The following is a 12,566-nucleotide window of genomic DNA, read 5'->3' on the forward strand; positions in this document are numbered from 1 at the left end:
GCAGCCGCCCTCCAGCATGGCAAGGAAGACCGGATATAGAGCGCGAGCTGGGTCGGCTATTCGGTCAGGAGCTTGTCGATCGCCGTGTGGAGCGTCGATGGACGTCGCCGCGCACCCGTTGACTGCAAGCTGTCCACGGCTTGGTCAACCGCCGTACTGTTGCGCCCAGCGAGCACTTGCAACGCGTCGGCCATCTTCACCAGCAGCAGCTCTGCCTAGTAGAAGTGGCTGGTGGTGCAGGTGCCGCGCTTGACGTAGTTCGTGGGGCACTCCCCCACGTCGACCCGGTTCGGGGTACCGGAGTGCCAGGTCTTGTGGCCGAACGGCCGTCCGCAGTCGCCGCAGACGATCTTGCGGGACAGGCGCTTGCCCAAGGCTGAAAGAGAACACTAATTCCTAAGATGGGGACTTCCATGCTTTAGTGTTCGCGTCGCTCCCTGCGGCACCATTCACGCGTATGGCATCGCAGGGGCGTCGTCAAGCGCTCGCTCCCCTCTCAACCCCCGCCCAGCGCCCAAAACGCCAACAACCCCCACCTCCTCACATGGTCTCCCATGTGTTGTGTCTGTTTGGAGGCGGGGGTTGCTGTGGTGTCAGTACAGAAACTTAGGCGTTCAACGTCCTAGGAGGTGCCTAGTTGATGCGGCCGGTTTCCTTGCGGTACTGGCGGTAGTAGCGGCGGCCGAAGTGGACGGAGCCGACGGCCAGGACAGCGATGACAACGAGGGAGATAGCACCCACGATGATGTTCGGCTGGTAGTCAGCACCAGCGGTGCCATCCGGGTAGAGCCACGTACCGAGGCCCCAGATGAGGATGCCGGCTGCCGGCAGGAGCGAGAGAATCAGGCCCATGCCCACCCAGGTGGAGGTACGCAGCAACGAAGAGTGCGGTGCACCGTAGGATACGGGCTCGTAGCCCTCGATGTAGGAGTCCTGGATCTTGCCGGAGAACTCCGGGTAGGTCTCGCTGTGGTGATCAGCTACTGCCGGGTTGAGGTCGCTCATGGCTGAAACTTTCTCTCGTTCCTGTTAATCCTGTGAATGACTATAGCTTAGTCGTCCTTGCCGCGGAAAGCAGCACGTGCACGTTCGCGGGTAACCGCGGAAACCGCGGTCAGCGGCACACCAGCCGGGCACACATCAGCGCACTCGCCGTAGAGCGAGCAGTGGCCGAAGTTCTGCTCCAGATCGTCCACCATGTTGCGTGCGCGGCGGCCACGTTCTTCCTTGCCCAGCGGCATGAGGGAGAGGTGAACCAGCTTGGCGCCGGTGAACAGGTGGGCAGCACCGTTCGGGCAGGATGCCACGCAGGCACCGCAGCCGATGCAGGCAGCGTGATCCAGGGCGTACTCGGAGGTCTCGTGGTTGATGTGCAGGGTGTCAGCATCCGGAGCGGTACCCGCATCCATGGATACGTAGCCGCCCTGCTCCATGACGTGGTCCAGCTTGGAGCGGTCCACGATCATGTCCTTGATTACCGGGTAGGCAGCGGAGCGGAAAGGCTCCAGCTTGATGGTGTCGCCGTCCTTGAACTGGAACAGGCGCTGCTGGCAGGCCGGGGTGTTCTGGCCCGGGCCGTGCGGGCGGCCGTTGACCAGAAGGCCACAGGTACCACAGATGCCCTCACGGCAGTCGGAAGCGAATGCGTACGGCTCCTTGCCGGCCTCGATGAGGCCGTCGTTGACGTGGTCGAGCAACTCCAAGATGGACATCTGCTCGGCGGCGTCGTCAACCTGCACGGTTTCGAACTTGCCTTCTTGCGTCGGTCCGGCTTGACGCCAGATCTCAAGTGTCAGTTTCATTACTTGTAGTTCCTTGTCATCAGCGGGATCGAATCAAAGTACAGCGGCTCGGCGTGGCGGATGAACTCGCCCTCAGCAGCGCCCGGCTCCCATGCGGAGACGAAGCACCAGTTCTCGTCATCACGCTCGGCCTCGCCGTCCTCGGAGAGGTGGTCATCACGGAAGTGAGCACCACAGGACTCGTCGCGGTCGAGAGCGTCAATACACATGAGCTCGCCCAGGTCGATGTAGTCAGCAACGCGCAGACCGTACTCGAGAACCTGGTTCATGTCGTTGGCGTCGCCAGTAATGCGGACGTTAGCCCAGAATTCCTTGCGCAGTGCGCGAACCTTCTCGATGGCAACCTTGAGGTCCTCGACGTTACGGGACACGCCACAACCCCAGTAGAGGATGTCACCCAGCTGGCGGTGGTAGTACGCCGGGCCGTGCGGATCCTGACCCTGGATGGACATGAGGCGGTCGATGCGCGCCTGTGCGCGAGCAACAGTCTCGTTGGCCTCTGCCGAGTCCTCAGCCAGCTTGGCCTCACCCAGGTGGTGGGCCAGGTAGTTCGGGATGGTGAACGGCAGGGTGAACCAGCCATCAACGGAAGCGGACAGCAGGGAGTTAGCACCCAGGCGGTTCGCACCGTGGTAGGTCCAGGAGCACTCACCGGCGGCGAAGAGGCCGTCGATGGTGGTCATCTCGTTGAAGTCCGTCCACAGGCCACCCATGGTGAAGTGGCAGGTCGGAGCAATACGCATCGGGGTCTCATAAGCGGACTCACCAATAGCCTCTTCGTACATTTCGATGAGGTTGGAGTAGCGCTCACGGATCTTGTCCTTGCCCAGGCGCTCGATGGCGTCACGGAAGTCCAGGTACACGGAGTTGTGCAGCGGACCAACGCCCAGACCCTTGTTGATCTGCTGGGAGATGGCGCGGGAAGCCACGTCACGCGGGACGAGGTTACCGAAGGCCGGGTAGCGGCGCTCCAGGAAGTAGTCGCGCTCCTCTTCCGGAATCTCATTGGCAGGACGGTCATCCTTCTCCTTGATCGGAGACCAGATGCGGCCATCGTTACGCAGCGACTCGGACATGAGGATGGTCTTGGACTGCCACTCGGAGTTGACCGGCAGGCCAGTCGGGTGGAACTGGATGAATGCCGGGGAAGCCAGGTAAGCACCGTTCTCGTACGCACGCATCATGGCGCCGGCGTTCGAGTTCTTGGCCAGCGTGGACATGTGGTAGACGTTGCCGTAACCGCCGGTACCGAGGATGACTGCGTGGCCAGTGAAGGCCTTGAGCTCGCCGGTGATGAGGTTGCGGGTCACGATGCCGCCGGCGCGCTTCTTGCCACCGTCGGTGTAGGTGATGATGTCCTGCAGGTCGTGGTGAGCGAAGAGCTCCACGTTGCCCAGACCAATCTGGCGGTAGAGCGCAGACGTGGTGGACAGCTGCAGCTGCTGGCCTGTTTGGCCACGGGTGTAGTAGGTACGGGAGACCTGCACACCACCGAAGGAACGGGTAGCCAAGGTGCCGCCGTACTCGCGAGCGAACGGAGCGCCGATGGCGTTCATGTGGTCGATGACGCGGATGGACTCATAGGCCAAGCGCCAGCAGTCGGACTCGCGGCAGCGGTAGTCACCACCCTTAACGGTGTCCTTGGTGTGGCGGTAAGCGGAGTCGTTATCCACCTTCTTGTGGCGGGAGGAGTTCACACCACCCTGCGCAGCAATGGAGTGCGCACGGCGCGGTGAATCGTGGTAGGTGAAGACCTTGACCTTGTAGCCCAGCTCGCCGAGGGCAGCGGCGGCGGAACCAGCGGACAGGCCGGTACCGACAACGATGATCTCGAACTTGCGGCGGTTCAGCGGGGAGACGAGCTCCATGTGGTCCTTCTGGTAGCTCCACATGTCCTTCATCGGGACACCGTGCGGCTCGTGGGACTCCAGGATGCGGCCCGGCTTAACGCCCGGGACGATGGACTGCGGGTGCGAGAAGTCAGGGTGCTCGCGCTTGAGTTCAGTGTTCGCGTTAGTCATGGGTTCAAAACTCCTTTAGCTGACCCAGCCCAGGGCGACGGACAACGGCATAACAATGTTTGCCAGGCACACGACGGCCGGGACGATGTACGCCAGGACAACAAAAACCTCGCGCCACTTTGCACCGGTGATGCCCAGGTCAGAAGCCGCAAGGCGGATACCGTGGGTCAGGTGTAGGAAGAGGCACAGCATGGCGACGATGTAGACGATGGTCACCGGCCAGCGCGAGAAGGTTGCGATCATGTTGGCCTTAACGGCACCGTGAGCAAAAGCTTCTGCTGCAACCGGCTGGACACCAATCGTCAGGTCCAGAAGGTGGAAGATGATGAACAGGAGAAGCACGACGCCGGTAACCAGCATGCTCTTGGTGGCAAAGGAATCCATGCCGCCCATCAGGTTCGTGCGCTTGAACTTGCCGCGGGATGCCTTCGAGCGAGCGGTCAAAGCAAAAGCGCCGTAAATGTGAGCGATCACGCAGGCCAGCAGGACGATGCGAATGATCCACAGTGCGTGACCGCTCGGGATCAGTGGCTCACCAAGATTACGCAGGTAAGCGCCGTAGGCATCGAGTGCTTCCTGGCCGTCGTGAGCCGGCAAGTAAAGCTTCAGGTTGCCGGCCATGTGTCCCACAACGAAGAGCGCGAAGAACAGACCGGTAATTGCCATCGTCAGTTTCAAAGCCCAGGACGGAATTCCTGGCTTAGGACGAATCGTTTCATTAGTAATACGGCCGTGAGCGAGGGCTTCACGGTCAGGATTTTTTACAGACATGACACCTCCATTGTCGCCCTTACCTTACGCAGACCTTTGCGCTGACCACTAGTTATATCTTTGCTTTGCATACCCCCTCCCCCTCCTATGGTCCCCGTATTTAAACGAGTTAAGGCAAGGATCACCTTATGTACCACACCTCTTTGAGCGCTCTACCTTGATCACTTCCTTTTACGCAATATTGACCTTGCGAAAACATTTCACGGATGAGACTTTTGTCACAGGGTGTGGCCTGAGTGACGACCCTACCCCTTTAGGTGTCAAACTTTCGCTTGGTATACACCCCTATCGCCCGCTCGGCACCCCGCCAGCACCCCACTTCGCAGCGGAGTTAAAATACTTCACACATTCCTTGCAAAACAATTGCTATGACCGAAAGGCACTAGGTAACCTAGCTCACATGAGCAAGACATACGTGGGTTCGCGCCTGCGCCAGCTGCGCCGCGAACGTGATCTCAGCCAAGCTACTCTCGCCGCTACGCTGGGGCTTTCAGCTAGCTACGTCAATCAGATTGAACACGACGTACGCCCTCTTACCGTCCCGGTCTTGCTGAAAATCACTGAAGCCTTTGGTGTGGATGCCACGTTCTTCTCCCGTGATGATGATTCACGCCTGCTTGCGGAAATCCAGGATGTCGTCCAAGACCAGGAAATCTGCCCCTCCCCCGTGGAGCTTCAGGAATTGTCCGAATTGGTCTACAACCACCCCACCGTCGCCCGCACGCTCGTGGATATCCACCGCCGCTACCGCAATATTCGTGACAAGCTCTCGCTCGCCACCGATACCCGCCGCTCGGACGGGAACCAGGCACTGTCCATGCCTCACGACGAAGTGCGGGACTTCTTTTATGCCCGGCAGAACTATCTCGACGAGTTGGATATCCACGCAGAGGAAACTGCCGCGGAGATCAACGTTATCCCTTTCCACATTCGCGACATTGAACAGGCACTTAATGAGCGGCTCACCTCCAAACACGGCGTGGAGATTCTCACCACCGATCGCATGGATGGCACCCTGCATCGCTTCGACAAGGAGAGTGGCACCCTTCGCCTTGCCAGCCGCCTGAGCGTGGGCCAGCGCGCCTTCCGTATGGCGGCAGAGTTGGGTTTCCTCGAGGCGGGCGCGCTAATCGACGCCCTCGTGGACGAAGAACCCTTCACCTCGGACGCCTCCATCAACCTGGCCAAGCGTGGAGTTGCTAACTACTACGCCGCCGCCACACTGCTCCCCTACAGCCTCATCCACAGTGAGGCCGAGCAATCCGGGTATGACGTGGAGTACCTCTGCAACGTCTTTGGCGTGGGCTACGAGACAATTGCCTCGCGCCTCTCCACGCTGCAGCGCCCCAACAAGCGCGGAATCCCCTTTACTTTCGTGAGGGTTGATCGCGCCGGCAATATGTCCAAGCGCCAATCGGCCACGGGCGTACACTTTTCCAATTCCGGCGGAACGTGCCCACTATGGAACGTGTATGAGTCCTTCACCCGCCCCAACACCATCTCGCGTCAGCTGGCGCAGATGCCGGATGGCCGCAACTACCTCTGGATTTCACGGACGGTGAGCTACCCCCAGGGCCGCTTCGGCGATACCAATAAGCTCTTCTCCATCGGCCTAGGCTGCGAGGCGCGCCACGCCAGCCGCACGGTCTATGCCCAAGGCCTCAACCTCGATGCCCTTTCTGCCGCAACCCCCATCGGCGCCGGCTGCCGTACTTGTCCTCGCCAGAATTGTGCTCAACGCGCCTTCCCGGCCATTAATGAAGAGCTGGTGGTCGACGCCCACCGTTCAGCCGTCGCACCGTACTAATGAGCCAGTAGCGTTACGGCGCTAAAACCAACGCTCCCCCTCAATCCCTTTGCCGGGATTGAGGGGGAGCGTTCTTGTTTTGGCTTCTCGCCTTGGCCTTAGAGGTTAATCATGTGGCCGCCGATACCCTCGGCAGCTTCCTTCATAGCCTCAGACAGCGTCGGGTGAGTATGAATGTTGCGTCCGATTTCCTCAGCGGTGAGGTCGAAGCGCTGCGCCAGGGTCAGCTCCGGCAGCAGCTCGGAAACGTTGGAGCCCACCATGTGGCCGCCGATGAGCTCACCGAATTCGCCGTCAGCAATAAGCTTGACGAAGCCCGCGGTCTCGTTGAGGCCGGCCGCCTTGCCGTTAGCGGAGAACGGGAAGGTAGCGACCTTAATGTCGCGGTCAGCGAACTTCTCACGAGCCTGCTCCTCGGTGTAGCCGAAGGAGGCAACCTGCGGGTTGCAGAAGGTGGCGCGCGGCATGTTCATGTAGTCACCCAGCAGCTGGGTCTCAGCGCCGGCGATGACCTCAGCGGCCACGACGCCCTGCGCCTCAGCCACGTGGGCGAGCTGCAGCTTCGCGGTGACGTCACCAATGGCGTAGATGCCCTCAACGTTGGTGCGCATGTAGTCATCGATGGCGATGGCGCCGCGCTCGGTGAGCTCGACACCGGTGTTCTCCAGGCCGAAGCCCTCGGTGCGCGGAGCGAAGCCAATGGAGACCATGCAGCGGTCCACGGTCAGCGTATCGGTCTTGGAACCGTCCTTGGACTCAACCTCAACGGTGACATTGTCGCCGTTGTCCTTGATGGCGGTGGTCTTGTAGCCGGTCAGGAGCTTCACGCCGAACTTCTTGTATTCCTTGGCGATGGCCTTGGAGACATCCTTATCCTCGTTCGGCAGGACGCGGTCCATGAACTCCACGATGGTCACGTCCACGCCGTAGTTGGCCAGAACGTAAGCAAACTCCATGCCGATGGCGCCTGCGCCAACGATCACCATGGAATCCGGAGCCTCATCGTTGAGGATCTGCTCCTCGAAGGACACGATGTTGCCGCCGATTTCCACGCCCGGAAGGGAACGAACGACGGAGCCGGTGGCGATAATGCAGTTATCAAAGGTAATGGTCTTACCCTTGTCATCGCCCTCAGTAATCTCGATGGTCTTGGCGTCCTTGAAGGAGCCCAAGCCATTGATCTCCGTAATGCCGTTCTTCTTCATCAGGTAGTGCACACCCTTGACGATGCCCTCCGACACCTTGCGGGAGCGCTTGTGCGCAACGCCGAAGTCGAAAGAAACATCGCCGGAAATACCGAAGGCCTTAGCCTCATGGTTGAAGGTGTGTGCAACCTCAGCGTTCTTAAGAAGAGCCTTGGAGGGGATGCAGCCCACGTTGAGGCAGACACCACCCCAGTACTGCTTCTCAATAACGGCAACCTTCTTGCCCAGCTGGGCAGCGCGGATGGCGGACACGTAGCCGCCGGGGCCCGCGCCGAGTACTACAACGTCAAAATGTTCATTAGTCACGCCCTACAGGATACGTAACTTTAGGCTCGCTGTCCCACCACCCCCGCCCTGCACCCGCCGGACAGCCCATAGCAGTCAGGATGCCCGGAACAGAGTCAGGCAAAAATAAATCCCTAACCCCCAAGACGGGGATTAGGGAAAGAAAGCGAGAGCATGGCCCTCTGCAGATTATTTAGAACAGACCCCAATCCAGGGCGATCTTGGAGGACGTGGAGGAGCCGGAGTGAGCGATCTGGCCCAGCACCTGGTTGATGGAGACGAGGATGGTGTCAAAAAAGTTCATTCTTCTTCTTTCTGTTGTTCTAGCGGCGCGTACGGCTTAATGCGGCGCCCTCCAGCGAGGCCACGGCGTGCAGGACGGTCGCCGCCAAAAGCGGTCACGGTACCTAGCCCCACTAACGAAGGAGACGGCCGTTGCGTTACATAGCCCACGAATAGGCGCGGAAAGATTATGACACGGTTTTCACTTCAATACCACCATTCACTTTTATAACTTGGTATGTTTAGTCTGACTGCCCTTATCTTCGGGGGTGCTAGATTACCCATCTATCAGCGCTTTTGCCCACGTCAAGGGTGGTTTGTCCGGAGCATCTTTTAAACTTGCCCCCTACACTTCCGCTCATCACTTAGAAAGCGAGATTCCATGAAGATTGCGCGCTCTCTCACGACGCTTGCGGCGGCTTCCGCCTTAGCCCTCGGCGCCGTCGTTTCCCCTATCGCCAGCGCATCCGACGTTAAACCGGATCAAATCAGCGGTGAGGCTACACCGTCCGATATTTCCGAGCTCGACCTTTACACCGAACTCGAGGAGTACCTGCCCAAGGATGAGGCCGGCAACCCATCGCCATCCCGCGAGCAATATGAGGCTTCCTTCGACAAGCAGGTCACCTTTAAGAACGTCGACATCAAGAAAATCCCGGACAACAAAAAATGGATGGGCTACGTCTTCAAGTACTGGGATTACCGCCACAAGGTCAAGACCATCAAGGCCACCGCTCCTGCAATGGATAACCGCGACGTCCCCCTCGCAGTGATCACCCCGGACGGCACCTTTGATGCTTCCCGCCCTACCCTCTACTTGCTCAACGGTGCCGGCGGCGCCGAGCAGGGCATGGACTGGATTGTCTCCACCGTGGCTAAGGATCTTGATCCGAAGACGGAGAAGACTCAAGACCTCGTTCACTATTACGCCAACCGTAACGTCAACGTTGTCATCCCGCAGGCGGGTGCTTTCTCCTACTACACCGACTGGCTGACCACCCCGGACCGCAGCTACCTCAAGGGCCCGCAGAAGTGGGAGACCTTCCTAACCAAGGAGCTTCCTGGCCCGCTGGAGAAGCACATTAACGGCAACGGCAAGCGCGGCATCGCCGGCATGTCCATGTCCGCTACCTCCTCGCTGGTGCTGGCCCAGCACAATCCGAACTTCTACGATGCCATCGGCTCCTACTCCGGTTGCGCTGCTACCTCGACGCCGCTGCCGAACTTCTACTCGCAGCTCACGGTGAACCGCGGTGGCGGAAGCACTGAGCAGATGTGGGGACCGATGGGCGGTGACTACAACCGCTACAACGATGGCCTCATCAACGCCACGAAGAACAACATGGGCAACTCCAAGGTCTACGTTTCTGCCAACTCCGGTTTGGCTGGGGCAACTGACTTGGGCTCGTCCAAGATTGATGCCTTGGGCTCGTCCCAGGCCTTCAAGTCCTCCTCCACCCTCGTGGTTGAGGGTGGCGTCATCGAAGCAGCCATGAACGCCTGCACCCATGACCTGAAGGCAAAGATGGAGCGCGAGGGCGTCGACGCGGTCTTTAACCTGCGCAACACCGGTACCCACTCCTGGCCGGGCTGGCTGGATGACGTCAACTCCTCCTGGCCTACCTACGCACGCGCCTTTGGCCTTCCCGTCGATCCAGCTGAGCCGGTAGCGACTGCGTATTCAGCAGATGCGGATTCGGACGCTAACGAAAAGGCCGCCGATGCCGATAGTCAGGATGCGAAAAAGGCGGAGGCGGAAGCAGACACCGAAGGCCTCGCTGATTCCCTGCCAGAAGATCCTGCGGTAACCGAGCAGTAAGCTCAATCGCCGTACCAATTGTTGAATAAGGAACGTAATGAAGCGTCTTAGCTCTCTCCTCGCCGCCGGCGCGCTCAGCGCAGCCGCGCTGGTCAGCCCCGTCGCAGGTGCTGCCACCACCACCCCGCAGCAGGTTGCGGGTGACACTGCCCTATCCACCATCTCGGACCTGCAGGTCACCCCGGAGGTGGAGAGCCAGAAGTGGTATGACCACTACAAGGATGACGCCCGCGTTCTGAAGCTGGAAGCTACGTCGCCGGCGATGAACGGCCGCGCCATTCCGCTGGCTGTCATCCCGGCCAAGAACCCGGACCGCCCGACGGTCTACCTGCTCAACGGCGCTGGTTCCGCCGAGCAGGATTCCGACTGGCTGTACATGTCCGATGTCGTGGATTTCTACGCGGACAAGGACGTCAACGTCGTGGTTCCACAGGCAGGTGCCTTCTCCTACTACACCGACTGGCTGGAAGAGCCCAACGGCAAGTACCTCAAGGGCCCGCAGAAGTGGGAGACCTTCCTGACCAAGGAGCTTCCTGGCCCGCTGGAGGAGCGTCTGAACGCAAGCAATAAGCGCGCCATCGCCGGCATGTCCATGTCCGCGACGTCCTCGCTGCTGCTTGCCCAGCACAATCAGGGCTTCTATGACGCGGTCGGTTCCTTCGCCGGTTGTGCCGCAACTGCCTACCCCACCGAGTATGAGTTCCTGCGCCTCACCGTCAACCGCGGTGGCGGCCAGCCGGAGCAGATGTGGGGCCCGATGGGTTCTGCCTACAACCGCTACAACGACGCCCTGATGAACTCCGAGAAGCTGCGCGGCACCAAGCTGTACATCTCCTCTGCATCGGGCTTCGCGGGTGAGCAGGATACGCCGTCTTATTACATCAACAAGGGATACAACCCGGCGGCTGCTTATCTGGGCTCGGCGCAGCTGCAGGTAGAAGGCGGCGTCATCGAGGCGGCCGTGAACCACTGCACCCACATGCTCAAGGCAAAGCTGGATCAGCAGAACATTCCGGCAACCTACAACTTCCGCAATGTGGGTACGCACTCCTGGCCGGGCTGGCGCGAGGACTTGGTGAAGTCCTGGCCTACCTTTGAGGAAGCCTTCAACTCCTAAACAGCAAGCCGCGCACGTCACACCGTGCGCGCTCCCCTGGCTTCGGACAAGCCGGACAAGGGCGGTAGGATAGCGGCATTATGAAGCTGCTTTCCACCGCCCTTTCGCATATCTCAGCCGCTCGCGACCGCGCCGCACTCACTCGAGATAGCTACACGGGGGTGGATTTCAACCTCGGCTTCGAGGTCACCCACTATGACTTGGATCTGACCTACCGCGTGGAGCCCAACCTGCTCCAGGGTGAAGCCGTGCTCCATATTCGTGCGCTGGAGGACCTAGACAAGCTCACCCTCGACCTCGGCGGCGCCATGGTGGCTCGCCGCATCACGGCGAAGCACGCGCCGCGCGTGGCCAAATTCCGCCTATCCGGCGGAAAGCTGCGCCTATACTTTGCCGACGTAATCGCGGAAGGCCAAGAGTTTGAGCTTTGCATTCGGTATGGCGGAGCACCCCGCCCGCTGCGCACGCCGTGGGGTGACATCGGGTGGGAAGAAACAGAGTCAGGCTCGCTAGTGGCCAGCCAGCCCAACGGCGCGCCCAGCTGGTTCCCCTGTGATGACACCCCGTCCGCGAAGGCCACCTACGATATTCGTATCACCGCGGACGATCCTTTCGTTGTCATCTCCAACGGCAAGCTGGTCTCCCGCCGCCGCGCGGGCGGATCCATGACGCGCTGGCACTACCGCGTCAAGCACCCCATGGCCACCTATCTGGCCACGGTCCAGGTCGGCGAATACATCGACATTCCCCTCGGCCCCAATGTCCGCGCGTGGGCACCGGCCCGCCTCAAGCAGGTGGTGCTCGAGGAATTTGCCCAGCAGCAGGAGATGGTGGATTTTTACTCTGAGCTCTTTGGCCACTACCCCTTCGCCGACTACCAGGTAGTCATCACCGACGATGAGCTGGAAATCCCCCTCGAAGCCCAGGGCCTGTCTATCTTCGGTTCCAACCACGTCAAGGGCGATCACGTCTTCGAACGGCTCATCGCGCACGAGCTCTCCCACCAGTGGTTCGGCAACTCCGTGGGTCTTTCGGAGTGGAAGGATATCTGGCTCAACGAAGGTTTCGCCTGCTACTGCGAGTGGCTGTGGTTCGAGCATGCGCATGGCCGCCCAGCACATGAATCGGCGCGCTCGCACTATCAGGTGCTGGCCCGCAAGAAGCAGGACATCGTGCTCAGTGATCCTGGTACGCGCGATATGTTTGATGACCGCGTCTACAAGCGCGGCGCTCTGACCGTCCACGCGCTGCGCTGCCTCGTAGGCGATGAGGCCTTCTTTGCCACGGTGCGGGACTACCTCACCGCAGCGCAGCACTCGGTCGTGACCCCGGAGGACCTCATCAGCCGCATGCGCAAGGTTGCTGAGAACCCGGGTGACGTCGACAAGCTCGTGGCACAGTGGCTGGATCAACCGGCGCTGCCTCATTTCCCCACAGTCGCCTAAACAGGGCATGCT

General features: G+C 60.2%; 10 protein-coding genes. 4 read left to right on the forward strand and 6 right to left on the reverse strand.

What is annotated here, in order from left to right; translation table 11 throughout:
* Positions 1–215: 215 nt before the first annotated feature.
* From HMPREF2822_RS13645 to HMPREF2822_RS03940, 5 genes are all read right to left on the reverse strand, one after another.
* Positions 216–374 carry a recombinase zinc beta ribbon domain-containing protein gene (locus HMPREF2822_RS13645; RefSeq protein WP_232755583.1) on the reverse strand — a complete coding sequence of 53 codons (159 nt, stop codon included), beginning with the start codon at positions 372–374 and terminating at the stop codon, positions 216–218.
* Between the two features lie 259 nt (positions 375–633).
* Complete coding sequence (locus tag HMPREF2822_RS03925; protein WP_070521213.1) at positions 634–1,005, reverse strand: hypothetical protein; 372 nt, start codon at positions 1,003–1,005, stop codon at positions 634–636.
* A 47-nt stretch (positions 1,006–1,052) separates the two neighbouring features.
* Positions 1,053–1,802 carry a succinate dehydrogenase/fumarate reductase iron-sulfur subunit gene (locus tag HMPREF2822_RS03930; RefSeq protein ID WP_070521216.1) on the reverse strand — a complete coding sequence of 250 codons (750 nt, stop codon included), beginning with the start codon at positions 1,800–1,802 and terminating at the stop codon, positions 1,053–1,055.
* Positions 1,802–3,823 (reverse strand): fumarate reductase/succinate dehydrogenase flavoprotein subunit, encoded by a 2,022-nt coding sequence (locus HMPREF2822_RS03935; RefSeq protein WP_070521219.1) that lies wholly within the window; start codon positions 3,821–3,823, stop codon positions 1,802–1,804. The genes HMPREF2822_RS03930 and HMPREF2822_RS03935 overlap by 1 nt, the downstream gene beginning before the upstream one ends.
* 15 nt (positions 3,824–3,838) lie before the next feature.
* Positions 3,839–4,594 carry a succinate dehydrogenase cytochrome b subunit gene (locus HMPREF2822_RS03940; protein ID WP_070521222.1) on the reverse strand — a complete coding sequence of 252 codons (756 nt, stop codon included), beginning with the start codon at positions 4,592–4,594 and terminating at the stop codon, positions 3,839–3,841.
* Positions 4,595–4,994: 400 nt separating this feature from the next.
* On the opposite strand from HMPREF2822_RS03940, the gene ramB reads away from it, so the two are divergent.
* A complete protein-coding gene (gene ramB, locus HMPREF2822_RS03945; protein WP_070521225.1) occupies positions 4,995–6,401 on the forward strand; it encodes an acetate metabolism transcriptional regulator RamB in 1,407 nt (468 codons plus the stop codon).
* Between the two features lie 98 nt (positions 6,402–6,499).
* On the opposite strand, the gene lpdA is transcribed toward ramB, so the two are convergent.
* Positions 6,500–7,912, reverse strand: a complete 1,413-nt coding sequence (gene lpdA / locus HMPREF2822_RS03950) for a dihydrolipoyl dehydrogenase (protein ID WP_070521228.1) — start codon at positions 7,910–7,912, stop codon at positions 6,500–6,502.
* A gap of 643 nt (positions 7,913–8,555) precedes the next feature.
* Here lpdA and HMPREF2822_RS03955 point away from each other — a divergent pair.
* From HMPREF2822_RS03955 to HMPREF2822_RS03965, 3 genes are all read left to right on the forward strand, one after another.
* Positions 8,556–9,992 carry an alpha/beta hydrolase gene (locus tag HMPREF2822_RS03955; protein ID WP_070521231.1) on the forward strand — a complete coding sequence of 479 codons (1,437 nt, stop codon included), beginning with the start codon at positions 8,556–8,558 and terminating at the stop codon, positions 9,990–9,992.
* 37 nt (positions 9,993–10,029) lie between these two features.
* Positions 10,030–11,109 carry an alpha/beta hydrolase gene (locus HMPREF2822_RS03960; protein ID WP_070521234.1) on the forward strand — a complete coding sequence of 360 codons (1,080 nt, stop codon included), beginning with the start codon at positions 10,030–10,032 and terminating at the stop codon, positions 11,107–11,109.
* A gap of 80 nt (positions 11,110–11,189) precedes the next feature.
* Positions 11,190–12,554: a M1 family metallopeptidase gene (locus HMPREF2822_RS03965; RefSeq protein WP_070521237.1), complete on the forward strand. Its 1,365-nt coding sequence runs from the start codon at positions 11,190–11,192 to the stop codon at positions 12,552–12,554.
* The last annotated feature ends 12 nt before the right edge of the window (positions 12,555–12,566 follow it).

The sequence above is a fragment of the Corynebacterium sp. HMSC062E11 genome, assembly GCF_001811845.1.
Taxonomy (GTDB): Bacteria; Actinomycetota; Actinomycetes; order Mycobacteriales; family Mycobacteriaceae; genus Corynebacterium; species Corynebacterium hesseae.